Origin of the sequence: Streptomyces sp. T12, from assembly GCF_028736035.1 — a bacterium.
GTDB lineage: Bacteria > Actinomycetota > Actinomycetes > Streptomycetales > Streptomycetaceae > Streptomyces.
In genome coordinates, this window is record NZ_CP117866.1 from 8,168,322 (window position 1) to 8,194,245 (window position 25,924).

Annotated in this window: 19 protein-coding genes and 1 pseudogene; 7 read left to right on the forward strand and 13 right to left on the reverse strand. The window is 71.4% G+C overall.

Annotation, left to right across the window (positions count from 1 at the left end; genetic code table 11):
- Positions 1-67: 67 nt before the first annotated feature.
- The 8 genes from PBV52_RS36755 to PBV52_RS36790 all read right to left on the reverse strand — a co-directional run bounded on the left by PBV52_RS36755 (position 68) and on the right by PBV52_RS36790 (position 13,260).
- A complete protein-coding gene (locus PBV52_RS36755) occupies positions 68-2,056 on the reverse strand; it encodes an alginate lyase family protein (RefSeq protein ID WP_274244505.1) in 1,989 nt (662 codons plus the stop codon).
- Positions 2,053-4,260, reverse strand: a complete 2,208-nt coding sequence (locus PBV52_RS36760) for a bi-domain-containing oxidoreductase (RefSeq protein WP_274244507.1) — start codon at positions 4,258-4,260, stop codon at positions 2,053-2,055. Before PBV52_RS36760 ends, PBV52_RS36755 begins: the two co-directional genes overlap by 4 nt.
- Before the next feature lie 25 nt (positions 4,261-4,285).
- The gene (gene asnB, locus PBV52_RS36765) at positions 4,286-6,211 is read right to left on the reverse strand and encodes an asparagine synthase (glutamine-hydrolyzing) (protein ID WP_274244509.1); all 1,926 of its coding nucleotides are present in this window, start codon (positions 6,209-6,211) and stop codon (positions 4,286-4,288) included.
- A 2-nt stretch (positions 6,212-6,213) separates the two neighbouring features.
- Positions 6,214-7,767: a Wzz/FepE/Etk N-terminal domain-containing protein gene (locus PBV52_RS36770; protein ID WP_274244511.1), complete on the reverse strand. Its 1,554-nt coding sequence runs from the start codon at positions 7,765-7,767 to the stop codon at positions 6,214-6,216.
- Positions 7,764-9,134, reverse strand: coding sequence for a Wzz/FepE/Etk N-terminal domain-containing protein (locus PBV52_RS36775; RefSeq protein WP_274244513.1), 1,371 nt, complete (start codon positions 9,132-9,134; stop codon positions 7,764-7,766). Before PBV52_RS36775 ends, PBV52_RS36770 begins: the two co-directional genes overlap by 4 nt.
- Positions 9,131-10,429 (reverse strand): glycosyltransferase family 4 protein, encoded by a 1,299-nt coding sequence (locus tag PBV52_RS36780; protein WP_274244516.1) that lies wholly within the window; start codon positions 10,427-10,429, stop codon positions 9,131-9,133. Before PBV52_RS36780 ends, PBV52_RS36775 begins: the two co-directional genes overlap by 4 nt.
- Entirely contained in the window at positions 10,386-11,711 is a 1,326-nt protein-coding gene (locus PBV52_RS36785) for a nucleotide sugar dehydrogenase (RefSeq protein WP_274244518.1), read from the reverse strand. The genes PBV52_RS36780 and PBV52_RS36785 overlap by 44 nt, the downstream gene beginning before the upstream one ends.
- A 70-nt stretch (positions 11,712-11,781) precedes the next feature.
- Positions 11,782-13,260: a sugar transferase gene (locus PBV52_RS36790; protein ID WP_274244520.1), complete on the reverse strand. Its 1,479-nt coding sequence runs from the start codon at positions 13,258-13,260 to the stop codon at positions 11,782-11,784.
- 514 nt (positions 13,261-13,774) lie between these two features.
- On the opposite strand from PBV52_RS36790, the gene PBV52_RS36795 reads away from it, so the two are divergent.
- Positions 13,775-14,047 (forward strand): hypothetical protein, encoded by a 273-nt coding sequence (locus PBV52_RS36795; RefSeq protein WP_274244521.1) that lies wholly within the window; start codon positions 13,775-13,777, stop codon positions 14,045-14,047.
- On the opposite strand, the pseudogene PBV52_RS36800 reads toward PBV52_RS36795, so the two are convergent.
- The 3 genes and pseudogenes from PBV52_RS36800 to PBV52_RS36810 all read right to left on the reverse strand — a co-directional run bounded on the left by PBV52_RS36800 (position 13,992) and on the right by PBV52_RS36810 (position 16,569).
- Positions 13,992-15,148: pseudogene (locus tag PBV52_RS36800) on the reverse strand (oxygenase MpaB family protein). The gene PBV52_RS36795 and the pseudogene PBV52_RS36800 sit on opposite strands and share 56 nt — an antisense overlap.
- Before the next feature lie 97 nt (positions 15,149-15,245).
- A complete protein-coding gene (locus tag PBV52_RS36805) occupies positions 15,246-16,301 on the reverse strand; it encodes a polyprenyl synthetase family protein (RefSeq protein ID WP_274244522.1) in 1,056 nt (351 codons plus the stop codon).
- The gene (locus PBV52_RS36810) at positions 16,291-16,569 is read right to left on the reverse strand and encodes a polyprenyl synthetase (RefSeq protein ID WP_274244524.1); all 279 of its coding nucleotides are present in this window, start codon (positions 16,567-16,569) and stop codon (positions 16,291-16,293) included. Before PBV52_RS36810 ends, PBV52_RS36805 begins: the two co-directional genes overlap by 11 nt.
- A 274-nt stretch (positions 16,570-16,843) precedes the next feature.
- Between PBV52_RS36810 and PBV52_RS36815 the strand changes: the two genes are divergently transcribed.
- From PBV52_RS36815 to PBV52_RS36835, 5 genes are all read left to right on the forward strand, one after another.
- Complete coding sequence (locus tag PBV52_RS36815; RefSeq protein ID WP_274244526.1) at positions 16,844-18,676, forward strand: TerD family protein; 1,833 nt, start codon at positions 16,844-16,846, stop codon at positions 18,674-18,676.
- A 55-nt stretch (positions 18,677-18,731) separates the two neighbouring features.
- Positions 18,732-19,352, forward strand: coding sequence for a dihydrofolate reductase family protein (locus tag PBV52_RS36820; RefSeq protein WP_274244528.1), 621 nt, complete (start codon positions 18,732-18,734; stop codon positions 19,350-19,352).
- 187 nt (positions 19,353-19,539) lie between these two features.
- A complete protein-coding gene (locus tag PBV52_RS36825; protein WP_274244530.1) occupies positions 19,540-20,907 on the forward strand; it encodes an aromatic acid/H+ symport family MFS transporter in 1,368 nt (455 codons plus the stop codon).
- A 215-nt stretch (positions 20,908-21,122) separates the two neighbouring features.
- Positions 21,123-22,043 carry an alpha/beta hydrolase gene (locus tag PBV52_RS36830; protein WP_274244531.1) on the forward strand — a complete coding sequence of 307 codons (921 nt, stop codon included), beginning with the start codon at positions 21,123-21,125 and terminating at the stop codon, positions 22,041-22,043.
- Between the two features lie 383 nt (positions 22,044-22,426).
- Positions 22,427-23,209, forward strand: a complete 783-nt coding sequence (locus PBV52_RS36835; RefSeq protein WP_274244534.1) for a DUF899 domain-containing protein — start codon at positions 22,427-22,429, stop codon at positions 23,207-23,209.
- Between the two features lie 72 nt (positions 23,210-23,281).
- Here the strand turns inward: PBV52_RS36835 and PBV52_RS36840 are convergent, their stop codons facing one another.
- Positions 23,282-24,277, reverse strand: a complete 996-nt coding sequence (locus PBV52_RS36840; RefSeq protein WP_274244536.1) for an alpha/beta fold hydrolase — start codon at positions 24,275-24,277, stop codon at positions 23,282-23,284.
- A 55-nt stretch (positions 24,278-24,332) separates the two neighbouring features.
- On the reverse strand, positions 24,333-25,307 hold the full coding sequence (locus PBV52_RS36845; protein ID WP_274244538.1) for an SDR family NAD(P)-dependent oxidoreductase: 975 nt from the start codon (positions 25,305-25,307) through the stop codon (positions 24,333-24,335).
- Positions 25,308-25,362: 55 nt separating this feature from the next.
- Here PBV52_RS36845 and PBV52_RS36850 point away from each other — a divergent pair, with 55 nt between their 5' ends.
- On the forward strand, positions 25,363-25,824 hold the full coding sequence (locus PBV52_RS36850) for a MerR family transcriptional regulator (RefSeq protein WP_274244540.1): 462 nt from the start codon (positions 25,363-25,365) through the stop codon (positions 25,822-25,824).
- The last annotated feature ends 100 nt before the right edge of the window (positions 25,825-25,924 follow it).

The following is a 25,924-nucleotide window of genomic DNA, read 5'->3' on the forward strand; positions in this document are numbered from 1 at the left end:
GCTACGAGGGCCTTCGTCCGGCACGCCGAGGGCACGCACCGGACACCGTGGGCACCGCACAGGACTTTCACAACACCCCCTGGCCGCGGAACCTGAGCACGGTGGTGAAGCCCTCCGCGCCGTCGGTGAAGCCGGTGCCGACCAGCGTGGTGGTGGGTTCCTTGCGCCCGAAGCCGGGGGAGTACCAGCCCAGTGGCGGGTCGGTCTCGCCGCGATGTGCCCGCCAGGACAGCTGTCCGGGCAGGTCGAGCGCCGCGGAGCGGTCCTCGCCGTCCCGGGTCCAGGTGAGCACTGCCCGGTTCCCCACCAGGTCCATGGCGATCGCCGGGCCGAGGTGGAACGCCAGTTGCACGGCCCGGCGCGGGCCGCGCACCTCGTCGACCACCCTCAACTCCTGGCTCGCGGCGGTCAGTTCCACCCGGCGGCGGTGCACGGAGCCCGGGTAGCCGTCGTGCTCGGCACACCAGCGGGCCGTCCCCCCGGCGGAGGCGTCGGAGGTGTCCGCGACCAGGACGCGGCTGCGGGCCTGCCGGGTCCACAGGAACGGGCCGCCGGAGACGGACTGGTCACCGCCGTCCAGTTGCAGGGTGTTGTGGCCGAGGGTCGACCGGAAGTACTGCCGCCACTCGGGCTGCCCGTGGTAGCAGTACGTCCCCGGGTCGGCGAGCACGTCGACGCCGTCGTGCCGGACCTCCAGGGACAGCGCGTCCGCGTGGGCATGCGCGGCGATGGACAGGAAGCCGTGCGGACCACCGTCGCAGCGGCACCAGATCTCTCCCGTCCCTTCCGGTCCGCGCAGGATGGTCATGCCCGCGTCGGCGAAGTGGCCCGGTCGGCTTGCCGGGCGGGTCACGGCCGGTGCGGTTTCATTTTTCGAGTACGGCCGGATGAACGCGGCCAGCAGTGGGGTGCGCACATCGGTGCCGGTCACCGTCGGCCACCAGGCGAGCCGGCCGAACACGGCGTCCCCGGTGGCCAGCAGAGAGGCCCAGCGGTCGGTGCCCGCGCCGTCCACGACCAGACCGTGGCCGTCGTCCGCGTCTCCCTGGCGCGGCGGCCGTAGCCGGTTGTCCACGATGGCCGCGAGGGCGTCGGTCATCCGCAGCAGCACCAGCCGGATCGGCGCGGGGACCGGCACGCCGGCCACGTCCGCCTCGGCCACCGCGGCCAGGCCGAGTTCCAGCACCAGTCCGTGATACTCGGTGGCCAGCTCGCGGTTGAGGCCGGAGCCGAAGGTGTTGCTGCGCAGATGCCGCTCCAGCGACCGCAGGGCGTCGGCTCGCCAGCGCGCCGAGGAGGGGAACCACCCGAACGCGCAGGCCGCGGCGAACTGCCCGGCGGCCTCGGCGATGACGTGGTTGTTCGCCGAAGACCCCCGGCTGGGGAAGGCGGCCAGCCAGCGCTGGTGGTGCCAGATCTGGTTGAGCGCCACCGGGTTGCCCTCGAACAGCCCGGTCGCGCCCGGCCAGCCGTCGAGCAGCCGGCGGATCCACACCCAGGACAGCAGCCGGATCCCCAGCTCGATGCCGCTGATCCAGTGCACGCCCCGCAGCGGCGGGTTGGCCGCCCACCACGACCGCAGGTGCTCGGCCACGCGCTCGGCGTACCGCTCGTTCCCGGTGATCGCGTAGGCGGCGGCGAGCACGGTGAGGTACTGGTGCCGGGACAGCTCCCAGATCTGCTTGATGTCCCCGACCGCGTCCTCGTTCCGGTACGGCACGTCGAAGGCGTAGCCCCATGGAGCCCGGCGCCCGGTCTTCGGGTCGCACCACCAGTCCGGGTCGGTCAGGTCGTCGCGGACCACCCCGAAGTACTCGACGTGCCCGTACATCAGCCGGTCCGCCTCGGCGATGAGGCGTTTCGCGGCGTCCGGAGGTATCGCGGCGATCGTCCCGGCGGGCAGGACCGCGGTGAACCGGGCGCCGGTCACGCTCGGGCAGTCCGGCCGCGCCGACCGCCACCGCCGCCTGCGCACCGCGTCGCCCACCCGGCCCGCGACCTCCTGCGGCCCCATCCGGGAGAGGCGTCGCAGGTACCAGCCCGCGCTCATGGTCATCGTGCCCTCGCCAACGTCACCGGCGCACCGCCCGCCAGACCCGCCTGCACGGCGAGGGTGGCCGCCGTGGTGGCGACCAGCGACTCCAGCGGCACCGGCATCGGCCCGCCGGTCCGCACGGCCTTGATGAACGCGGCCAGCTCGGCGTTCTGGCCCTTGTCCCGGGCCTTGGGCAGCCGCGAACTGACCCACCGCTTGCGGCCGGCCCCTCCGTCTGCAAACAGCGAGGCACGGACGAAGTCGTCGAGCCGCAGCACCTTGCCGTCCGCGACCAGGTCCAGCGTCTCCTTGGGGAAGCCGGGCGCGCCGTTGGTGACGTAGCTGATGGTGGCGGTGGACCCGTCCGGGTAGCGCAGCACGACCTGCAGGTCCTCGTTGCCGGACGCGGCGACCGCGTACACCGATACCGGGTCGGCCCCGAGCAGCCAGCTCGCCGTGTCGATGAAGTGCCCGCCCTCGCCGGCGAACCGCGAGCCCTCGGTGCCCTGTTGGAGGTACCAGCTGCCGTGCTGCAGCCGGCCCGCGTTGACCAGGTAGCGCAGGCTCGCCGGACCGGTCCGGGCGCCGAACCGCTGCCTGGCCTCCTGCAGCAGCGGCGCGAACCGGCGGTTGAAGCCCACCTGCAGCCGGTCGTTGCCGGACTCCTCCACCGCCGCGAGCACGCCGGCCAGCTCGTCCTCGGTGAGCGCCAACGGCTTCTCCACGAACACGGTCTTGCCCGCCAGCAGCGCCTTCCGGGTCAGTTCGGCGTGCGAGCTGTGCCGGGTGACCACGAACACCGCGTCGATCGACTTGTCGCCGAGGACGGCGTCGAGGTCGGTGGTCGCCTCGGCGAAGCCGAACTTGCGCTGCGCGTTGGCCGCGGACAGCGCCGTCGTGGTGACGACGGTCGACAGCTCGACGCCGTCGCGCTGGGCCAGGTGCGGCAGCAGCATCGACGTCGCGTAGTTTCCGGCGCCGACGAACGCGAGCCGCACCGGCGTCTTGGCGGCCCGGGCCGGCGTGGACACTCCGCCGCTGGGTCGCTTCACCGCGGGCACGGCCACCGCCGGGGCCTCCGCCTCCTCCGCTTCTCCCGCGGGCTCGGGGTACCGGAACAGCACGGCCACGGCCTTCAGATCGCCGTCCTTCAGACGCTGGTACGTCTCCACGGCGTCGTCGAAGTCGGCTACGTGGGAGACCAAGGGCTCCACGTCGACGCTGCCGCGGGCGACGAGGTCGAGGAAGCACGCCAGGTTGCGGCGCTCGGTCCAGCGCACGTAGCCGATCGGGTAGTCCCGGCCTTCGAGTTCGTACTCCGGGTCGTAGCGCCCTGGGCCGTACGAGCGCGAGAACCGGACGTCGAGCTCTTTCTCGTAGTACGCGTTCCACGGCAGGTCCAGGCGGCACTTGCCGATGTCGACGACCCGGCCCCGGTCCCGGCAGAGCCGGGCGGCCAGCTCGACGGGCTGGTTGCTGCCGCCGCCGGCGGCCAGGTACACCTGGTCCACGCCGTGACCGCCGGTGAGTTCGGCGACGGCGGCCTCCACGGCCGCGGAGGCGGGGTCGCCGCAGGCCGCGGCGCCCAGCCGCTCGGCCAGCTCGCAGCGCACCGGGTCGGGGTCGGCCCCGACGACGCGGACTCCCGAGGCGGCAAGCAGCTGCACCACGAGCTGCCCGATCAGCCCGAGGCCGATGACCAGTGCCACTTCGCCGAGCCGTGACTCGCCTTGGCGGACGCCCTGCAGCGCGATCGACCCGACGGTGCCGAAGGCCGCGTGCCGCGGCGCGAGGCCGTCCGGCACCGGCGCGTAGAGGTTCTTCGGCACCCAGTTGAGCTCGGCGTGCAGCGCGTGCTCGTTGCCGGCGCAGGCCACGAGGTCGCCGACCTTCACGTCGTCGATCCCGGCGCCGACCTGCTCGACCACCCCGCACAGCGAGTAGCCCAGCGGCGTGTAGGAGTCCAGCTTGCCCATCACCTTGCGGTAGGTGGCGGGCACCCCGTTGGTGGCCACGCTCTGCATGACCTTGGCCACCTGGTCAGGGCGGGAACGGGCCTTGCCCAGCATCGACATGCCGGCCTCGGACACCTTCATGAGCTCGGTCCCGGTGGAGATCAGCGAGTAGGCGGTCCGCACCAGCACACCGCCCGGCTTGCACCCCGGCACCGGAACGTCGAGCACCGCCAGCTCGCCGCTCTTGTAGTTCTGTACAACCTGTTTCACCCGAACTCCTCTGATTCCTAAGCCGTTACCGAGTGCTCTGGCCGGACCCAGAGGTCGCGTCGCGATACCAGTACTCGAGGGTCAGCACATGCCACAGATGCTTGGAGAAGTCCCGCTGCCCGGCGGCGTCCTCGGCGACCATGCGCGCCAGCGCGTCGCGGCGCAGGAGCCCGGAATTGACGAGCAGGCCGTCGTTGACCACCTCGCGCACCAGCGGCGCCAGATCCCGGCTCATCCAGGCGCGCAGCGGGGCGCTGAACAGGCCCTTGGGCCGGTACACGATCTCCCGGGGCAGGATCGAGGTGGCCGCCTCCTTGAGGACGGCCTTGCCCTGCCGCCCGACGATCTTGCGATCGCCGGGCACGGCGAACGCCGCCTTGACCACCTCGACGTCCACGTACGGCACCCGCACCTCGGTCGACGCGGCCATGCTCGACCGGTCCGTGTAAGCGAGGTTCAGGCCCGGCAGGAACATCCGGGCGTCGGTCAGGCACATGCGGTTGACGAAGTCGTCGAGGTCGTTGTCCTGGTAGGTGTCGGCATGTTCGGTCAGCACGTCCTCGACCGTCCCGGCCAGGTCCGGATCGACCAGGGCGAGCAGCTCTTCCTGGTCGTACATGGTGTAGCTGCGCCGGAACGCGGTCTCCTCCGGCAGATCGGCGAAGGAGAGGAACCGCTTCGCGAACCGCACCGACCGGTACCCCCGGCGGCTCGTCGCGACCGGCAGCCGGTCCACAGCCCTGGACAGGCCGCGCCGCAGGGGGCGCGGGACGCGCTGGTAGCGCAGCGCGAGCAGGTTGGCCAGGTGCTTGCGGTACCCGGCGAACAGCTCGTCGGCGCCCATCCCCGAGAGCATCACCTTGACCCCGGCCTCCCGGGCGGCCGAGCAGATCAGGAACGTGTTGATCGCGGCGGGGTCGCCGATCGGCTCGTCCAGGTGGTACGTCATCTGCGGCAGCAGGTCGAGCACGTTCGGAGCGATCTCGATCTCCCGCAGGTCGACGCCGAACCGCGCGGCCACCTGCCGGGCATAGCGCAGGTCGTCCGGCATCGCCTCGAACTTGGCGTCCTCGGCGCGGAACCCGATCGTGTACGCGGAGATCCCGGGTCGGTCGCGGGCCGCCAGCGCGGTCAGGTAGCTGGAGTCGAGGCCGCCGGAGAGGAAGGTCGCCACGGGTACGTCGGAGAGCAGGTGCTGCCGGGTCGACTCCTCGACGATGGCGGCCAGGTCCGGCCGCTCGCCGCTGCGGGCTCGCTCCTGGCCCTCGGCTGCGACGTCCTTCAGGTTCCAGAACCGGCCGCGCTCCACCCGGCCGTCGGGCCGGCACCTCAGCCAGCTCCCCGGCGGCAGCTTCTCCGCCTCGCGGAACGCACACCGTGAGTCCGGCACCCAGTAGTACAGCAGCGAGGCGACCAGCGCCGCGTGGTCCACCTCCAGCGCATCGCCGGTCGCGGCGGCGAGCGCCTTGAGCTCGGAGGCGAACACCAGGCCCGCACCGCGCCGGAGCAGGAACAGCGGCTTGATGCCCAACTGGTCGCGAGCCAGCACCAGTTCACCGGTGCGCTCGTCGAAGATGCCGAACGCGAACATGCCGCGCAGCCGGGGCAGGCAGTCCGTGCCCCAGCGCCGCCAGGCTTCGAGCAGCACCTCGGTGTCGGAGGTACCGCGAAAGCGCACCCCGGCGGCTGCCAGCTCGGCACGCAGCTCGGGCGCGTTGTACAGCTCGCCGTTGTACGTCAGGGCGAGGCCGTCCGAGACCATCGGCTGGGCGCCGGTCTCGGACAGGTCGATGATGGCCAGCCGACGGTGCCCGAGCTGCACTTCGCCGTCACCGACGGGGTGGCCGTACCGGCCCGCCCCGTCCGGACCGCGGTGGGCGAGGGTGTCGGTGAGCCGGTCGGTCACGACCTTCCCGTCCGGCCATCGGTAAGTGCCTGCGATGCCACACATGTCTACCGCGCCTCCTGGTCGTCGTCCGGGACCCGTGCGGCCCACGCCGGCTGCCGTTCCGGCCGCCGCTGGCCCTCCCCCACTGCCTGAACGGCGTGGGAGGTACCCCCACCGTTGTGCCGGGCCGGCCGCTCGCTCCGGCCGCGCAGCGCGGTGTGCAGCCCGTCCCACAGCGTGCCGTCGGTCCGGTCACGGGGATCGGGGTCGATCAGCACCACACCGATCACCGCAATGCGCTGGTCCGCGAGCTGCCGTGCCACGGTGTGCAGCCATGCGGCGCTGCCGTGCCCGGCGCGCACGACGAGCACGGTCTGGGTGCCGAGGTACTGGAGGTCGGTCCACGCGGTGCCGGGCGCGACCGAGCCGACGCCGATCCGGCGCTCCTGGTGCGACACGTCCGCAGCACGCTCGCCGCTGACCACGGTGGGGTCTCCTGGCTTCGGGCGGCGGGTTGCGAGCTGCGGGCCGGGCAGACCATCGACGATGACCACCGGCCCGTCCGCCGCCAGTGCCCCGGCGAGGTTCAGAGCGATCACGCTGGTGCTGCGCGCACAGCCCAGTTCCAGCAGCGACACGGGTTCCGCGGAGCCGCGCACGGTGCGGGCAAGGGTCGCGGTGAGCCGTTCGCGTGTCGCCCGGGTCCGTCGGCGCTGCCACAGCCTGCCCTTGTGGCGGGGCAGCTCCGCGATGACCGAGGCGCCCAGGTTCGCCGCGATGTCCCGGCGCAGCACGGGGCGGTCCGCCACCACCGTGCGGACCGCGGCCAGCGCCAGCCCGAGGACGAGCCCGAGGACGAGCCCGATCGCCGCGTTGGTGACAGCGGCCTTGGGCAGGGAGTGCCGCACCGCACGCGGGGCGTCCACGATCTGCGTGCCGGCGACGACCTTGGGCGTGCCCGTGCGCGCCTCCGCGGCGCGCTGGTCGAAATCGGCTATCCGCGAGTTGAGCTCGGCCCGGCGGGCGAAGAGCGACTCGATGCTCGCCGACGCTTTCGGGTCGCTCTCCGGCGATCGGTCTCCGATCTCCTGGTTGACCTGGGCGAGCTCGTCCCGCATGCGGTCACGCTGGTCGAGCAGGGCGTCGGCCTCGGCCTTCGCGGTTTCCCGCATCCGCCGCACATGGTCCGCGACGAACGCATCGGCCAGCGCCTTGGCCCGGGCCACGGCGTCTGCGTCGCTGTCACCTGTGACATCGATCTGCAGCAGGTTGTTGGTCAAGCCGGTACCCCGGTAGTCCCGCATGAAGTCCTCAGGGTTTTCCGAGGACTTGAGGGACCGCAGGGCCTTGCCGGCGATCCGCGTGGTCCCCAACACCTCGACGTCGGTGCGGATCAGCGTCCCGGTGTCGTTCGGCTGGTCCTCCGCATGCGCGACCAGCACCTTGGTCACCGCGCTCGGTGGCGGCGGCAGCAGGACCGCCACCGCCGCGCCGACCAGCAGCCCCAGCAGCCCCATGGCGCACCACAGGCGGCGGCGCCTGCGCACCGCCACCACCAGCGCCTGCAGGTCAAAGAGCGGAGCGGCTGCCGACGACTCCGAAGTCGTGCTCGTCGTCACGCTGAACCTCCCGTGCCATGGCCGCGAACCGCGAGCGCCAGAGTGGCGTCATCCGCCGGATGGCCGGCAGACCGCGTCGGACGGGCCCGGACCGTGTCGGCGACGACGATGCCGACGACCTCATGCCCGCCGTCCGCACACGCCTCGGCGATGCCGGCCAGCTCCTCCGCGGTCCAGCTGCCCGCGCCGAGGACGACCAGGGCACCGGACTCGGTGTCGCGGTCCGGCACCGTCGGCCGGTCCACCGAAACCTCCACCACCCGCAGCTGCGGATCGCTCTTGGCCTCGGCGACGAGCTGCCCGGCGGCCCGGAGGGCGATCTCGTCGCCTTCCGGTACGACAACCAGCAGCCGCCGGGGAGCCGGCAGCTGGTCCCGGAGGCGAGCGCACACCCGCCGGTAGCGGATCCGCCTGCCGGCCTCGTCGCCGGACCACTGCGGGGCCGGCAGGTCCCACCGGGTGTCGACGCCGAGGAGCCGGCGGATCCGGGCCTGTGGGCCACGGCCTTCCGGCCGGTGCGCGCCGCGCCGTTCATCGGGCACGTCCACGGTGCCCAGCAGCGCCGAGCCCAGCGCCGCGGCGATCTCCGGTTCGGTGCGCAGTCGGCGATTCATCCGTACGGCGACGAGATGGCCGATGACCGCGAGCAGGAAGAACAGCAGCGCCCCGGCGACGATGAGCTGCACCCTCGTCGGCGGTGCCTCGCCGGTCGGCCGGGCCGCCGGCCCCATGACGACCATGCCGGCCTTGTCGGTCGCCGGGTCGGCCTCGTCCAGCTTCTTCATGGCCTCCTGCAGCGAGGTGCGCAGCTTCTCGAGCTCGGTGCGGGCCTGCACGCTCTCCACGCTCTGCCCCGGATCGGCCGCATTGGCCAGGTCGGTGATGCGGCGGTTGGTCTCCGCCACCTTCTTCCGCAGCGCCTCGGCCCCCGTAGCCGCTTCGGGGTCGGTGCTGCCGCCCGCGATCCGCGCGGCGAAGGTGACGAACTGCTGGGCCAACTGGTCGGAGAGCCGCTGCGCGCGCTCCGGGGTGTCGGCCGTACCCGAGATCTTGATGATGTTCCCGTCGGCGGCCTCGGCGCTTACCTGATCCCGCAGTTCGGCACCGCTGACCCCGCTCCACCCGAGCGCGGCGGCCGCGCGGTCGACCACCGTCGAACTGGTCGCGATGTCCACCTGAGTCAGCAGTTCGCGCTCTTCCCACTGCCCTGGCAGCAGTACCGATGCCGAGGCCGTGTACCGCGGCCCAAACAGCACCGAGGTGCCGTAGCCGACGAGTGCGCCCACCACGGCGAGGGCGGCGAGAAGCCGCCACCGCCGACGGAGAATCCGTCCGATCGTGACCAGGCGGATCGTGTCATCGCTCAATGGCGCGGCCTCTTCCCCGTACGGACCGGCCCACCCGCCGACACCGGGGCATGGTCCCGGCAGGCAGCGGCGTAGGCGGCGAGCAGCGACGCTTGCGAGTTCCGCCAGGACAGCGGCCCGCTGATCCGCTCCTGGCCGATCTCGCCCATCCGGGCCCGCTTCTCCGGATCGTCCAGCAGCACCGTGATGAGCTTGGCGAACTCGGCCTCGTCGTTGGCGGGCGCGTACACGGCGGCGTCACCGGCGGAGACGCGCGCCTCCCGGAGGTCGAACGAGACGATCGGCCGCCCCATCGCCATGTACTCCAGGACCTTGTTCATGGTCGACACGTCGTTGAGCGGATTGCGCGGGTCGGGGGAGAGGCACACGTCCGCGGTGGACAGGTAGCGCACCAGGTCGGCGTCCGGAATGCGCCCGGTGAACTGCACCTGCTCGGAGAGACCGAGCCGCCGGGACAGCTCCACCATCGCGTCGAAGGCGTCGCCGGCGCCGACGAACACCGCGTGCCAGTCGGTCCGCCCGAACTCGTCGCGCAGCTTCGCAAGGGCCCGCAAGGCGTAGTCGACGCCGTCCTGAGGGCCCATGACGCCGAGGTAGCACAGCAGATGAGGCTTGCCGCGCTTCAACTCCGGCTCGGGCGGCACCGGTTGGAACCGGTCGATCTGGGGCGCGCTGCGCACCACGAACACGTCATCCGGCCGCTGACCACCGCGGCGTATCGCGACGTCCCGGTAGCTCTCGTTCGTGGCGAGCACGATGTCCGCGGCCCGGTAGGTCCGCCGTTCCAGCGCGCACACGGCGCGATAGAGCAGGTCTTTGCCGCGGTCGAACCGGGAGAGGTACAGCTCGGGTACCAGGTCGTGCTGGTCGAAGACGAACCGCGCGCCACGCCGCTTCAGCCACAGTGCCGGCAGGAACAGCAGGTCGGGCGGGTTGCAGGCGTGGACCACGTCGACCGGGCCGACCTTGCGCGCCAGCCGGACCGTGTGCCACAACGCCGATCCGTACTCCCGCAGATAGCCGGCCGGCCCTCCGGTGGCCGCGCGCAACGGGTAGCGGTGGATCCGCACCCCGTCGATCACCGCCTCCGGCTCCGTGTCCCGCTTCTCCCCCCGGGGACAGATGACGTGCACCTCCCACCCCGCGTCGCGCAGCGTCGTGCACTCCTGCCACACCCGCCGGTCGAACGGCACCGACAGGTTCTCCACCAGAATCAGCGCGCGACGGACCGTCCCGTCGCCGCGTATTGCGTCACCAAGCAAGGCCCACGTACCCAGGTTCGGCCCGGCGCGCATCGGCGTCGGGAAGGTGGATGAGGTCGACGATCACCGGGCCGTCCCCATGGGGAAGCGCCGAAAGCACGGCCGGATCCCTGGTCCCGACCAGGCACACCTCGGCGTGCTCGAGCACCTCGTCGACGGAGTCGGCGAGCAGCTGCGCGAGGTGCGGCAGCCGGCTCTCGATGTACTCGCGGTTCGCGCCGAGCAGCCGGGAGAGGCTCACATTGGCGTCGTAGATCTTGAGGTCGTACCCCTTGCCGAAGAGCCTCTCGGCCAGCTCGACGAGCGGGCTCTCGCGCAGGTCGTCGGTGCCGGGTTTGAAGGACAGCCCGAACAGACCCACCCGGCGCTTGCCGGTGCGCTCGACCAGGTCCACCGCGCGCTGCAGATGGTCGGAGTTGGAGGGCAGCACGTGGGAGAGGATGGGCACCGAGACGTCGGCCCGCTGCGCCGCGTGGACCAGGCTGCGCAGGTCCTTGGGCAGGCAGGAGCCGCCGAAGGCGAAGCCGGGCCGCAGGTAGGCGGGGCTGATGTTCAGCTTGCGGTCGGCCAGGAACACGTCGATCACCTGGTGCGAGTCCACCCCGAGCGCCTGGCACACCGCGCCCAGCTCGTTCGCGAAGCCGATCTTGAGGCCGTGGAACGCGTTGTCCGCGTACTTGATCGCCTCGGCGGTCGGGACCGGCACCCGGAACACCTCGCCGGGCAGGCCGTCGTACAGCGCCGCCACCGCGTCGCCGCTTGCCGCATCGAGCTCGCCGATGACGGTCTTGGGCGGGTCGAAGAAGTCCCGCACGCTCGTGCCCTCGCGCAGGAACTCCGGGTTGACCGCGACCCCGATGTCCACCCCGGCCGTGCCGCCGACGTTCTTCTCCAGGATCGGTACCAGCAGGTTCAGGCAGGTGCCGGGGAGCATGGTGCTGCGGAACACGACGGTGTGCCGGCCCCCCTGCTTGGCCCCCTCGGCCAGCGCGGCGCCGATCTGCTCGGTGACCCGCTCCAAGTACGTGGTGCACAGGCTGCCGTTGGGCTCCGACGGCGTGCCCACGCAGACCAGCGATATCTCGCTGCCCGTGATCGCCTCGCGGACGTCGACGGTGGCGCGGAGCGCTCCGGTCCGCACGACCTCGGCGATGAGCTCGCCGATCCGCTCCTCCACCACCGGGGCCTTGCCGTCGTTGACCAGGTCGACCTTCACCTGGTTGACGTCCACCCCGATGACCTCGTGACCCATGCTGGCCAGGCACGCGGCCGATACGCAGCCCACGTAGCCGAGCCCGAAAACGCTGACTCTCATGACCCGTCTCTCCCCCCAGGCAGGCCCCCTCGGCCTGCGGTCCGCGCGCCGGTCGGACGACCCCCGCGCATCAGTACGCCCCCTGCCCGTGGAGCACCGCACGCAGCGTCTTCCACAAGATCACTGTGTCCAGGGCGAGCGACCAGTCCTCCACGTACCGCAGGTCGAGGCGGACCGCCTCCTCCCACGGCAGATCGCTGCGTCCGCTGATCTGCCACAGGCCGGTGAGCCCGGGCTTGACCAGCAGCCGCCGCCGGATGTCCGGGCCGTATGCGGCGGACTCCTCCGGCAGCGGAGGCCGTGGTCCGACGAGCGACATCGATCCGGTGAGCACGTTGAAGAGCTGCGGGAGCTCGTCGAGCGAGTACCGGCGCAGCACTGCTCCCACCCGGGTCACCCGCGGATCCCGGCGGACCTTGAACAGCAGGCCTGCACCCTCGTTGCGGTCGGCCAGCTCCGCACGTGCCCCATGGGCCCCGGCGACCATGGTGCGGAACTTGACAATGGTGAACTCCCGGCCGTCCTTGCCGACCCTGCGCTGGCGGTAGAACGCCCCGCCCCGACTGTCCACCAGCACGAGCAGCCCGACGAGCACCATCAACGGCGCGAACAGCACCAGCAGGACCGCCGCGCCCACCCGGTCGACGACCCCTTTGATCGCCCGGCGACCCCCGGTGAAGGTCGGCATGCTGACCCGCAGCAGCGGGATCCCGAGCACCGCGTCGACGTGCAGCCGCGGGCCGGCGACCTCCATCAGCACGGGGGCCACGACCATCTCGGCGTCGCTGCCTTCGAGGTTCCAGGCCAGCCGCTGCAGCCGGGCCGGTGACCAGTGCGGGTCCGGTGTGACCGCGACGACGCGGTAGCCGTCGTGGCGGACGTGCTTGGCGACGTCCGCCAGCCGGCCGACGACCCGCACTCCGTCCAGTTGGTCACCGTCGAGCCCGCGACCGTCCGGCGTGCACACCGCCTCCACCCGCCAGCCGATGTGCGGGAACTTGCGGGTTCGGGTGATCAGGTCGCGCACGGTGGCCGGGCTCCCGGCAGCGAGCACCGGTCTCAGGCACCGTCCTTCCTTGCGCTGTTTGTGCAGCCAGAGGCGGAGCAGATACCGCGTGGTCATGGTGACGAGCGCGATCGCGGGGATCGCGACGAAGATCCAGAGTTTGATGTTGCGCGAGGTCAGGGCGATCCCGCCGAGCGCCAGTACGACGGTCGCCGTGAACAGTGAGCGTCCGAGCCGGCGGAATTCCTCGGCGCCCTGGCCGAGTACGGCCGGAGCCCACGACCGGCTCACCGCAAGCGCTCCCAGCACCAGCAGTTCGGTGCCGAATGCGAGAATTCCCCACTTCTCGTGCCAGTTGGCCGCGTCCCGGGCCCCGAAGAAATTGCCGATCGCCGCCACCACGAAGGCGGTGGCCACGGTATCGCTCGTGATCACGGCACGGCGGTACCGCTGCTCCCAGTCGATCGCGGTCTGGCTGATCGCCCCGTTCGCCAGACGCCCGCGCTCCGACGGAAACGGGCTGACTAGTCCCCCTTGCCGCACAGAACCCCCCAGGTCCCCAGTGGCTCGACGTGTTCGCCCAACACGGTTCCTCCCCCCCGGGAGGCCCCCGCCCCCCGCACTGGCCCTCCCCTCGGGAGGCCCCCGCCCCCCCGCACCGCACGGCTCCTCCTCGCGGCAGGCCCCCGCCTCTCCGCGCATGACATCCCGGCTGCCAGTCCCTCGATATGCGCGGGAACCCGTCGAATCTCGGGTGCTCCCCGCACCCAAGGCCCCTTTCGGGCTCCAGGAATTGATCACCCCACGTCCGGCGCCGGGGACGCGACTGCTGGCTTTCCGTAGCGCCGGACCTATGGATCCTTACTGGTCGCCTCGTCTCCGAACAGCTGAAGCACGGTCAATCTAGACCATCGGCACCGGTATGAAGAGAGGATGTGTGTAATTTGTGTTCAAGCTTTGAGGCTTGATCCATAATTCGGCCACGTTTGCGGGTGCATTGACGCCACCGCGCACTCCAGCAGCTCGCCCGGCCGCCGGGCGAGGCTGCTGCGCGGTAGTGATCGGCGAGCCCCAACGGGCCTTCTACGACGCCCAGTTCGGCAACAATGTCCCGCTGTTGGTGCACTACGGCGTGCCGCTGTGGGTGCCCGAGGCGGGCGGGGCGGTCGACCCGGGCAACGAGGCGAATGACTTGATCGCATCGGTGTTCGGCGGCATGACCAGGGGCGAGCGCAACCGCCTCAAAAAGCCGTTGTCTCTGAGCGTGCGGGGCGTCAGAGGGTGGCGGACGGCGGGATCCACCGGTGGACGCGGGGTGCCGAGCTGGTGATGCCGTAGTCCTTCTTGAGGGTTTCGGGGATCGCGTAGTGCATGACGCGGCCACGGGTGAGGGACGACAGTTCGAGGACCGTGGTGAGGTGTCCGAGGCGGTCCAGGGCCCAGGCGCCGAGCGGGGAGCGGTCCTCGATGGTCTCCAGGACGCCGAGGAGGTGGGGCACGGTCTTGACGACGGTGTCCCACGACGTGCGCGGCACGTGGAGCCAGTCGGCGCAGGTGTCGCCGATGAGGTGGCGGATGAGGGCGGAGACGATGGGGTCGAAGAAGGTGCCGGGTACCACCTCCTCGTAGAGGTCGATCAGTTGCCGGGTCAGATGCGTGCCCTCCTCGGAGGGCCCCATGTGCCGGACCATGTACAGGTCGAGGAACCGGCGGGCCTCATCGAGGGTTCGGGGGACGGCGTCCTGGTCGACCCCGAGCATGGCGCCGACGACGCGCCACGCGTAGTAGTAGGCTTCCGCGCCCTCGGTCGACATGTGGATACCGAGGCGGTGCAGGCTGTCCAGCACGAGCAGGGAGAAGAACATCTGCCCGCCGATCATGTCCTCCTGGCAGATCGGCGTCCCGCGGGCCGCGGTGTCCCAGCGGTTCTCGCGGGTGAGGTGGTGGCGGATGGAGGCGTGCAGGAGGCGGACCTTCTGGGCGGCGGGGATGAAGCGGCTGCCGGCCTCGAAGGCGTCGGGCTGCATGAGGCGGACGGTGAACTGGCCGGTCTCCGCCATCCGTTTGGACGGGTACTTCAGGCCGTGGGTGGCCGAGAGCAGCTGCGCCACGTGCGGGACGACGTAGCAGGCGGGCATGGAGGCGAAGGACAGCGCGGTGGAGATGTGCACGTTGTTGTCGATGAAGAACAGCCGGGCCTTCTCCATCTCCGCCCAGTCCACCCAGGACGGCGGTACGCGGGTCGCTTCGAGGTACTCGCGCGCGACGTCGGGCAGTCCGTCCGGCAGGGGGCGCCGGCGGTGGAGACGTAGCGCATCAGGGCGTTGAACTTGCCCACCTCCCCGCGTTCGAAGAGCTCGGCGACGGTGGCATCGGCGAGTTCGTCGCCGGCCTGCCGCAGGGCGTCCATCGATGCGTCGGTGTAGGTCATGGCAGGGTTCCTCATCTTCCTCGGGATCGTCCACGACAGGCGGGAGGGCCGGCTGCCCAGGACGCCACGGGCTCGCGCCACTGCGATGCGAGGGGGGTCAGGACAGGCGTACCGCCGCGGAATGGGCCAGCGAGGTCAGTGGGCCGGCGGCGTGCGCCGGGAGATCCAACTCATGAAGGGCGCCAAGAGCCTCCTCGACCCGTGCCCTGATCATGTCCTCGATGCGGTCGGGCGCTCTCAGCCGGCGCATCACCTCGCGCACCGCGTCCAGCCCCTCCCCGTCCAGGTCGCCCTGGCCCAGCAGGGAGGCCAGCAGTTCCCGCTCCGCGTCGTCGGCGAGACGCCACGTCTCTGCCAGCAGCGCCGTGGGTCGTTGGCCGCGCACGTCGTCGGCGCCGGCCTTGCCGGTGTGCTCGGGGTCTCCGAACAGCCCGAGCAGGTCGTCCCGGAGCTGGAACGCTTCGCCCAGCGGCAGCCCGTACGCGGAGTAGCCCTCGCGCAGCCGCGCGCCCGCGCCGGCCAGCGCACCACCGATCAAGAGGGGCTGTTCGACGGTGTACTTGGCGGTCTTGTACCGGATCACCTTGAGCGACGCCTCGGTGTCCGGCCCGGCTCCGGTGTGCAGGATCTCCAGACATTCGCCCGCGATCAGCTCGCGGGCCATCACCGCCCACAACGGGCGGGCCCGGACGAGATAAGCGGCGGGCAGACCGCTGGTGGCGAACAACTGCCCGGCCAGCGCCATCAGCAGATCCCCCACCAGCATGGCCAACGACCGCGCGGCGGCATCGGCATCCGGGCGAGTCCCTACGGCCCCGCGCAGGGCGACGTGGGTGGTGGGCCGCCCGTGCCGTAGCGGGCTGTCGTCGATGAGGTCGTCGTGCACGACCGCGGCGGCATGCACCAGCTCCATCGAGGCCGCCGCCCGCACCAGCGCGTCGCTGTCCGGCTGTCCCACGGCCCGCCACCCCCAGTAGCAGAACGCCGCCCGCAGCCGCTTGCCGCCCGCGACCGCCGCCTCCAGCCTTTCGGCCACCGCGCCGAGCATCGGATCGACCGCCGCGAACTCGTCGGCCTCCCGGGCGACGAACCGACGGACCACCTCGTCGACACGGGCCTTGAACGCGTCCGGCTCCCACCGGTCAGACGCCACCGGCGGCCTTCCGAGCCAGGGCGCGCTGGGCGAGGATCTCCAAGTGGGCCGGCGGCACGGCCGCGTACCGGTCCAGCACCAGACGCCCACGCGCCATGAGCTCGTGTTCGGCCTCCGCCGCAAGCTCCGCGGCATCCGACCGGCGCAGCAGCCCGCGCACGGTCCCCAGGGCCGAACCCACCGTGCTCACCGCCAGATCGGCCAGCCCGGCAGCCAGCAACAGCGCCTGGCCGCCTAAGTCCCCGCGCCGTCCCGTTTCTTGCGTCACGCCATCTCCCTCATCCGTCGTACCTCCAGGCAGCCCTGGGCGCACACCGTCCTTTCGAGCATCGCCCCCCACCGGGCGTGACAGCGGAAGAAGTCACGATCGAGTGATCTCACCGCGCGACCGTACGGATCACAGATGCCGCCGTCCCGCACTCGCCTCCGAGTTGCGTTACAGATCCACCACGAAAGGCGCAGGTGCGTGCGAAAATCCCACCGGTCGATCATCACTGTGGAGAGGGCGTGCCGCCCGCCACACCGGGGGAGGGGAGCCTCACATGGCCCTGCTGTCGTCGAGCCCGAAGTGGCCCACCCTGCCCGACTACTTCCACGACTGGGCGCTGGTGGACGTGGAGACCTCAGGGCTGAGACCCGGCCGGGACCGTGTCCTCTCGCTTGCGATCCTCACGCTGGACGCACATGGCAACCGGACAGGGGAGTTCTCCACCCTCCTCAACCCGGGCTGCGACCCCGGCCCGGTGCACATCCACGGTCTCACCCCCGCCCGTCTCGCGGGCGCGCCCACCTTCGAGGAGATCGCGCCGCAGGTGGGGGCACTGCTCAGCAGCCGAGTGCTGGTCGCCCACAACGCGCAGTTCGACTACGACTTCCTGGCCCACGAGTTCGCCCACGTCCGCTCCTGGGTCCCGGTCGGCAGGCGGCTGTGCACGCTGGCCCTCAACCGCCTGGTCGGGCCCGCTACGCCCGATCTCAAGCTGGGCACGCTCGCCGCGCACTACGGCGTGCGCCAGGAGAAGGCCCACGACGCGCAGGACGACGTACGGGTCCTCTCCGGCATCCTGCGCGGCTCACTGGGCGCCGCCGAACGACTGGGCCTGGCCCTGCCGCTCCTGGACTGCCCGCCTCGCCAGGACTACAAGCCGTACGTCCCCAAGACGCCCTGTGCGTACCGCAATCCGGGCCGCCTCACGTCGGGCGGGCCCCTGGTGCAGGGCATGAAGGTCGCCATCACCGGGGACACCCAGGTCTCCCGTGAGGAACTGGTCGCCCGCTCGGTGGCGGCCGGGCTGAACATGATGACCTCGGTCAGCGGCCGGACCAGCGTCGTCGTCACCAACGACCCCGGCGCCGCCTCCGGGAAACTGCGTCGCGCTGCGGACGAGGGCGTCCCGCTCGTGGACGAGCCGACCTACCTGCGGCTGCTGGAGAGTGTGCGGCCCGGCCAGGCCAAGGGCACCGCCCGGCAGAGTCGCGCGGCGGAGACGCCCGCGGGTGCGACGACCGCACAGCCCGAACCCGTACCGGGCGTCCCGGCGCAGCGCGCGGCCACGCCGCCCACGCCCACTGCCCCTGCGGACCAGTCGCTCACCGGGCGCAGGGTCCTGGTCCTGGGCGGCCCCCACGAGGCAGCCGCACAAGCACGTGCTCGTGCCGTCGCTCTTGGTGCCTCCGCGGCCGTCAACCTCTCGGCCGGTGTGTCCGACGTCGTGGTGCTTCCCGGAGGCGAAGCGGACCGGCGCATGACGCGCATCGCCGCCCTCGGCCTCCGCGTCCACGACGCCGACTGGCTCCTCGCACCCACGCCCGCGCCGGCACAGAGCGCGGTCGGGAACCAGCCGGACACGGCGGAGGTGCTGGTCCGAGGCGCCGTCATCGACCTGTCCGACACCGGCACGCCCTGGACGGTGGCCGCCACGTGGCGTCAGCAGACTGCGTGCGACGTGGACGTCGTCGCCTTCGCGCTCGACGCGCAGGAACAGGTCCCAGGAGACGAGGACTTCGTCTTCTACGGCGCGCCCGAGCACCCGGACGGCACCGTGCGCCTCGCCACGGACGGTCCGACGGAGCAGGCCGTCACCGCTGACCTCGAGCGTCTGCCCCTGGAGATCCACAGGGTCGTGATCGCCGCCGCGATCGACGGTGCCGCGACCTTCTCCGACGTCGGGGCCGTCGAGATCACCGCCACCTGCGGGATCGGCGCGGCCCCGACCGCCCGAGCCACCCTCGATGCCGCCACCACCGAGCGCACCATGATCCTCGCCGAGCTCTACCGCCGCGGTGAGGGCTGGCGGCTGCGTGCCGTCGGGCAGGGGTACGACCATGGTCTGGGCGACCTTGCTCGCGGCTACGGCGTCGACGTCGCCGAATAGCCGACGGAGAGCGTCGTGCATGGTCGGTTTCGAGGAGGTTCGAGGAGGAGAGGGCATGACCAAAACTATGGGCAGGGTGATCTGCGACGTCACGGTCTCGGCCGACGGGTACTCGGCCGGGCTCAACCAGACCGAGGAACGCCCGTTCGGCGACGACGGCGGTGACGGCTCGGGCGCCAAGCTGCACGCCTGGATGTTCGACACCCCCGACGAGAACCGGGCCGAGGTCGACCGGATGACCGCCGCCCGAGCATTCATCATGGGGCGCAACATGTTCGGCCCCGTGCACGGCGAGTGGGATCGGCAGTGGAACGGCTGGTGGGGCGACGATCCGCCGTTCCACGCGCCGGTGTTCGTGCTCACCCACCACGCGCGTGAGCCGCAGCCGATGGACGGCGGCACCACGTACTACTTCGTCACCGACGGAATCGCGTCGGCACTGGCACAGGCACGCGCGGCGGCCGGTGACGGCGATGTCGCGATCCACGGCGGCGCGACCACCATCAACCAGTACCTCGCCGCCGGCCTGATCGACGAGCTGCGGCTGCACATCGCGCCGCTCACGCTCGGCGCCGGCACGCGGGTGTTCGAAGGCGTTCCGCCGCTGAAACTGGAGCAGGTGGAGTCGCGGTCGGCGAGCCTGGTCACGCACGTGACCTACCGCGTGCTGTCCTGAGCCGGCGGGCGTTGTCGCACGACTGCCGCGGGTTGCGGCACCGCGGTAGTCGTCCCTGATGGCGTCACCCGCACCATTGACACTCGTCCGTCCCGCCCCGAGACTCTTGGCCAGTCAAGGGTGAATCAAATTTCACCAGGCGAACGAGACCCTGTGTTCGAGGCCCCCCTCATCTCCAAGGACGAAGATGAACCTCACCCTCGCATCCGGCGCACCCCGTCCCTCACAGACGTTCCGCACCGTGTTCCCGGTCCTGGCCCTGTGCTGGCTGGCCGTCTTCTTCGACGGCATGGATGTCAACATCTACGGCGCCGTCATGCCGCACATGCTCGACGACTCAGGACTCGGGCTGACCCCGGCCAGTGCGGGCACGATCGGCAGCTGGACCACGTTCGGCATGCTCATCGGCGCGCTCACGGCCGGAAACCTCACCGACTGGCTGGGCCGGCGGCTGATGCTCGTGGCCAGCGTGACCCTGTTCTCGGTCGGCTCGGCGGTGTGTGCCGTGGCCGGTGGCGTGGCCCTGTTCGGCTTCGGCCGCTTCGTCTCCGGACTGGGCCTCGGCGGTCTGATGCCGCTGTGCCTGGCCATGGTCATGGAGTTCGCGCCGCCGCGCCGGGCCGCTCTCACCACCGGCCTGCTCATGACCTCCTACCACTTCGGCGGCATGGCGGCGACGGGGCTCGGGCTGACGCTGGCCCAGGCCGCCGGCTGGCGCTGGGTGTTCTGGGCGGGCGTGCTTCCGGCCGTGATCGCCGTACCGCTGCTGCTGAAGCTGTTGCCGGAGTCGCCGGGCGTGCTGTTGGCGCGCGGCGAGCGCGAGAAGGCGGACGCCGTCGCCGACCGCTACGGGCTGCCCCGGCCCACAGCGGTCGCCGCCCCGGCCGCCGGCGCGGCGGGTCGCCTGGCCGCCGTACGCGAACTGTTCCGCCCGGAGTCGCGGTGGGCGACGCCGCTGCTGTGGCTGGCCTCCTTCTGCGGCCTGCTCCTCGTCTACGGCGTGAGCACCTGGCTGCCGCAGATGATGCGCGCCGAGGGCTACGGCCTGAGCTCCTCGGTCAGCTTCCTCATGGTGATCAACGCGGGCGGCATCGTCGGCCTGCTCATCGCCGGCCGTACCGCCGACAAGTTCGGTCCGGTGCGGGTGTCGGCGATCTGGTTCGTGCTGACCGCCGCCGGCGCCCTGCTCCTCAGTAACCATCTTCCGCTGGGTGCGACTTACGCGGTCGTCGCCATCACCGGCGTCTGGCTGTTCAGCGCGCAGGTCATGGTCTACGCCGCCACCAACACCGTCTACCGCGACAGCGAGCGGGCCACCGGTCTCGGCTGGGTCACCGGAGTCGGCCGTACCGGCGCCGTGGTCGGCCCCTGGCTGATCGGCGTGCTCGCCACGAGCGGCAACCAGAGCTGGGGCTTCACCACCTTCGCCCTGGCCGGGCTCGTGGGTGCGGTGGCGATCGCCCTCGTGCCCCTCGCCCGGCGGATCGGCCGCAGCGACGCCCCGGCCACCGCCCCCGTAGCGGCCACGGCGGGCGCGATCGCCCCGGACGCCTGACGCTCAGCTCCCCCCGGCCCTCCCTCCCTGACTCCGACCCCCACCCGAAGAGGAGACAGCACGATGGTTCCGCGCACGCGATCAAAGGCAGGACGGTTGCGCTCAGGGCGCGTTCCCCTGGCGGTGTCGGTGTCGGTGTCGGTGTCGGTGTCGGTGGCGGAGGCAGGTGCAGCGGTGGCCGCATCGGCCAAGGCCCCGCTCCCAAGGTGGATGTCATGAAGGACCTCGCCTACGCACCCGCCCAGCCCGCCCACACCGAGGGCCACCTGCTCGACCTGTACGTGCCGCGGTCCGACAAGCCCGTCCCGCTGGTGATCTCGACGCGCGGCTCCGCCTGGCTGGCGGACAACGGACGCCGGGACGCCGAGAAGGTGGCCGCCGAGCTCAACCCGGCCGGGTACGCCGTCGCCGGCGTGTCCATCCGCTCCAGCTCCCAGGCCCAGTTCCCGTCCCAGCTCTACGACATCAAGGGCGCCATCCGCTGGCTGCGCGCCAACGCGAAGGCGTACAACCTCGACCCCGAGCGCATCGGGATCATGGGCGACTCCTCCGGCGGCTGGACCACCGCGATGGCCGCCGTCACCAGCGACGACCCCGCGCTGGAAGGCAACGTCGGCGTCAGCGGCCCCTCCAGCGCCGTACAGGCCGCCATCCCCTTCTACCCGCCGACCGACTTCCTCCAGATGGACGCGCACATGCCGGACAACTGCGAGGAGTTCAACGCCATCATGGGAATCACCGGCTGCCACAGCGACCCGCGCTCCCCCGAGTCGCGGCTCCTCGGCTGCACCATCACGGAGTGCCCGCCCGCCAAGGTCGCCGCCGCCAACCCCCTCACCTACGTCGGCAAGCGGCCCATCCCGCCCACGCTGATCTTCCACGGTGAGCCGGACGCCCTCGTGCCGTACCACCAGGGCCGACTGCTGTACGACAAGCTGGCCGCCACGGGACACGACGCGCGCATGATCTCCTTCCCGAAGGCGGCACACGGCACGCTCTTCGACATGCTCACCGACGACGCGACCCGCGAGGGCGCCTACGAGGAGGCCGCACGGGACGGGCGCTCCACACCCTCCCGTCCGGTGAGCCCGACCTGGAACACCGTCATCTCCTTCCTGAACCAACACCTGCGCTGACCGGCGCCGCTGGCCTCGATCGGCGTGATGCGGTGCGGTGGAGGGGCGGTCGCCGGTCTCAGTGCTTTCTGCCGAGGCGCGCTGCGCCAAGAGACCGATTCCCGCCCGGCTGGGCTACGCACACCACGACGCCATCGCAGTCCAAGAAGCACTCGACGGTCTGGACGCCAGGACCTGACGGGGGCCGTGCACATGACGGCCGTGGGCGTCGCCGTCCTGGGCCTGGAGCTATGGGGCAGGACGGGATTCCTCGAGGTCCTCAAGGAACTCCACCAGAAGGTCGCCCCGCCGCGATGAGTTTTGGCCGGGTCGGGAGTCTGTTCTGGTGACCGTCGTAGAACGCCGCACGACGCTGCCCGGCACGAGACACCCCGGAGGACACCATGACGACCACGCCGGATGACCCGACCACCGCGCTGCCCGGCCGCCCGCCCGTCGTGGACCTGGCCACCTGGCAGACCGCCCGTGACGAGCTGCTGGTCCGCGAGAAGGCCCACACCCGCGAGGGCGACGCCATCGCCGCGGCCCGGCGCCGACTGCCGATGGTGGAGTTCGACGGGACGGTCGAGGTCGTCGGACCCGACGGACCGGTCCCGTTCCTGGACCTGTTCCAGGGGCGCGACGAGCTCGTGGTCTACAAGCACATGTGGTACGACGGCGCGCCCCACCAGGGGCAGTGCGAGGGCTGCACCACCACGGCCTGGCACCTGAAGGACGCCGTCTACCTCAACGCCCGCGATGTGTCGTTCGCCGTCCTGACCACGGGCCGCCCGGACGAGGTGGCCTCCTACGTCGAGTTCATGGGCTACACCCAGCCCTGGTACTCGGTGCGCGACGTGGACGGGCCGGCCGGCGGCGACATGGGTTACCTCACCTGCTTCCTGCGCGACGGCGACCGCGTGTTCCTCACCTACTCCACGACGGGCCGTGGCAACGAGCGGGTCAACGGGTCCCTCGGCCTGCTCGACATGACGCCCTACGGCCGCGGCGAGGCGTGGGAGGACAACCCCGAGGGCTGGCCCGAGGGGCGCGGCCCGTGCTGGTCCTGGCGCTCGGACGCGGACGGGAACGCCACCTGGGGCCCGACCAGCCGCCCCGTGCCGCAGTGGACCCGCCCCGGCGCGACCCCCGTGGAGACCCTCGGCCGACACGGCCACCACCACTGACGCGCCTTCGTCGACGGCGCGGCAATCAGCAGCGCCAGCAGCGCCAGCAGTCCCAATCAGCCCCAGCAGCGCCTACCGCCCGTCGGTGCTGGACAGCCCCTCTCCCGCCAGGAGTGCTTCACCTTCCAGGAATTCGATGAGCGCCGCGTTCACCTCGTCCGGGCGTTCCTGCTGGGTCCAGTGTCCGCAGCCCGTCAGTTCGAGGGGCTCGCGCCGCAGGTTGGGCATGCGGGCGGGGAGGCTTTCGATGAGTTCGGGGGTGCCGGGGAAGGCGGGTACGGGGTCGCGGTCGCCGTAGATGTAAAGGGCGGGTGGGGTGACGACGGCGCCGTCCCACGGTGCGGTCAGTTCCCAGTTGCGGTCGAGGTTGCGGTACCAGTTGAGCGCGCCCGTGAAGCCCCTGGAGAAGCTCTCGGTCAGCGCGTCGAGATCGTCCTCGGTGAGCCACGACGGCAGTACTTCAGGGTCCGGCATGGCCGAGAGCCAGCCCCGCTCGGGGTCGACCAGCGGCTGCTTGACGTCGCCGGGCACGTCGCCGGAAGCCGAGTGGAGGAACTTCCGCAACGCGGTGCGCGTGTCCTTCGCGAACTCGGCGTCGGCGACACCGGGACGGTTGAAGTAGTTCCAGTAGAAGCGCCCGCCGAACCTCTTGTCCATGACGGTCAGCGGAGGCTCCGTCCCCCGGGAGGGCGGCGGCACGCTCAGGCCGGCCACCGCGCGCACCATGTCCGGCCGCAGGAGTGCGGTGTGCCAGGCGACCGGCGCGCCCCAGTCGTGCCCGACGACGTACGCCTTCTCCTCGCCCAGCGCCCGGATCAGCCCGACGACGTCGCCGACCAGGTGGAGGATGGTGTACGCGTCGACGTCGTCGGGATGGTCGCTGCGCCCGTAGCCACGCTGGTCGGGGGCGACCACGCGGAAGCCCGCGGCGGCCAGCGGGCCGAACTGGTGGCGCCAGGAGTGCCATGACTCGGGGAAGCCGTGCAGGAGCACTACGAGGGGGCCTTCGCCTTCCTCGGCCATGTGCAGTCGGACCCCGTTCACGTCGACCATTCGATGCTGGACCATGGTCACGAGCGTACGGGTCGTGATCTTGGGGCTGCGGCGCGGGCGGTGGCTCTGTTCATCGAGTGACCGGGACGGCGGCGCCGGTCGCCGCGGCGGACAGGTCCCACAGCTGTGCCGCCGCGTCCGGGGCGATGGCGTACGCGCGGACGCCGCCGTCGTCCATGGGCTCGGCGGGGGCGGAGACGCGCGCGACGTCGCAGTCTTCGAGGTAGAGCCCGCCGCGGCCGTCGAGGAGTGCGGACGTGGCCGCCCACAGACCGGTGGCGGCGCCTTGGGAAGGTGTCTTGAAGTCGGCACCGATCACGTTGCCCTGCTCGTCCACCCATCCACGGTCGATCTGCTCCTGGAGCGTCATCTCTCGCTGGAGGCCGGTAATGATCTTGCCCGGGTGGAGGGCGAACGCCCGGATGCCGTCGTCGCGCCCGAGGGTGTCGAGATGCACGGCGAACAGGGAGTTGGCGGTCTTGGACTGGCCGTAGGCAAGCCACTTGTCGTATCCGGTGCGGAAGTGCGGGTCGTGCCGGCGGATGTCGGTCAGGGTGTGCCCCGCGGAGCTGTTGACGACGACGCGCGCACCGTCACCGGCGGCGAGGAGCGGGTAGAGCTCGCAGACGAGCGTGAAGTGTCCGAAGTGGTTGACGGCGAACTGGCCTTCCCAGCCCGGTCCGACGCGCCGCTCCGGGGTGGCCATGACGCCGGCGACGGCCATGAGCAGGTCGAGCCGGTCGAGGCAGTCGCTGATCTGCGCGGCGGCGCTGCGCACGCTGTCGAGGTCCGCCAGGTCCATGGGGACGACTTCGTAGCCGTCCACATCCTTGAGTGCGGCGTGGGCGATGCCGGGCCGACGTGCCGGAACGATGACTCGGGCCCCGGCGGCGGCCAGGCCCCGGGTGGTCTCCAGCCCGAGTCCGGAGTAACCCCCGGTCACGACGGCGGTGATGGCCGAAAGGTCGAGCCCGGCCATGACGTCCTCGGCGGTGCTGGTGGCGGAGAAGGGCGAGCCGAGCGGCCGCTGATCAGTGGTGGTCATGCCGACGACGCTACGATCTGGAGCGAGGTCTAGATCAAGTCCTAGGCTGGTCGGCATGGCGACTACCGAGACCCCCGCGGAGCCACTGAGCATCGGCCAAGTAGCCGAGCGGACCGGACTCAGCGTGCACGCACTGCGCTTCTACGAGCGCGAGGGCCTGCTGGTCGGACCGGTCCGGCGCACCGCGGGCGGCCGACGGCGATACACCGCCGCCGACGTCGACTGGCTGCTGATCTGCGTCAGACTGCGGGAATCCGGCATGCCGCTGGCCGACCTCAAGCAGTTCGCCGAGCTGGTGCGGCGCGGTCCGGGCAACGAGGCCGAGCGCCTGCAGCTCCTCGACGCCCATCAGCAGCGCGTCGAGGAGCAGATACAGGCGCTGGAGGAGTGCCGTTCCGTCATCGCCTGGAAGGTCGGCGTCTACGCCGAGCACCTCGCCCGCGACGAGGCCGGCGGCCTCTGGGACCCGACGGTCCGAGACGGCCGTGGGGCTCCCGGTCCACGGGCAACAGCCTGAACTGCCCGCGCCCGTACCGACGCCGGGCTGTCCAGCACATGAAGCGGCCGCGTTGACGCGGACTGTCACCGGATGTGCCTGCTCCCGTACAGTCCGTGGT

Bases quoted from the DNA above. Each gene is read 5' to 3' on its own strand.
- PBV52_RS36840 (WP_274244536.1), bottom strand. From the start codon at position 24,277: ATGGTCCAGCATCGAATGGTCGACGTGAACGGGGTCCGACTGCACATG.
- PBV52_RS36845 (WP_274244538.1), bottom strand. From the start codon at position 25,307: ATGACCACCACTGATCAGCGGCCGCTCGGCTCGCCCTTCTCCGCCACC.
- PBV52_RS36820 (WP_274244528.1), top strand. From the start codon at position 18,732: ATGACCAAAACTATGGGCAGGGTGATCTGCGACGTCACGGTCTCGGCC.
- PBV52_RS36785 (WP_274244518.1), bottom strand. From the start codon at position 11,711: ATGAGAGTCAGCGTTTTCGGGCTCGGCTACGTGGGCTGCGTATCGGCC.
- PBV52_RS36830 (WP_274244531.1), top strand. From the start codon at position 21,123: ATGAAGGACCTCGCCTACGCACCCGCCCAGCCCGCCCACACCGAGGGC.
- asnB (WP_274244509.1), bottom strand. From the start codon at position 6,211: ATGTGTGGCATCGCAGGCACTTACCGATGGCCGGACGGGAAGGTCGTG.
- PBV52_RS36835 (WP_274244534.1), top strand. From the start codon at position 22,427: ATGACGACCACGCCGGATGACCCGACCACCGCGCTGCCCGGCCGCCCG.
- PBV52_RS36815 (WP_274244526.1), top strand. From the start codon at position 16,844: ATGGCCCTGCTGTCGTCGAGCCCGAAGTGGCCCACCCTGCCCGACTAC.
- PBV52_RS36825 (WP_274244530.1), top strand. From the start codon at position 19,540: ATGAACCTCACCCTCGCATCCGGCGCACCCCGTCCCTCACAGACGTTC.
- PBV52_RS36850 (WP_274244540.1), top strand. From the start codon at position 25,363: ATGGCGACTACCGAGACCCCCGCGGAGCCACTGAGCATCGGCCAAGTA.
- PBV52_RS36780 (WP_274244516.1), bottom strand. From the start codon at position 10,429: ATGCGCGCCGGGCCGAACCTGGGTACGTGGGCCTTGCTTGGTGACGCA.
- PBV52_RS36755 (WP_274244505.1), bottom strand. From the start codon at position 2,056: ATGACCATGAGCGCGGGCTGGTACCTGCGACGCCTCTCCCGGATGGGG.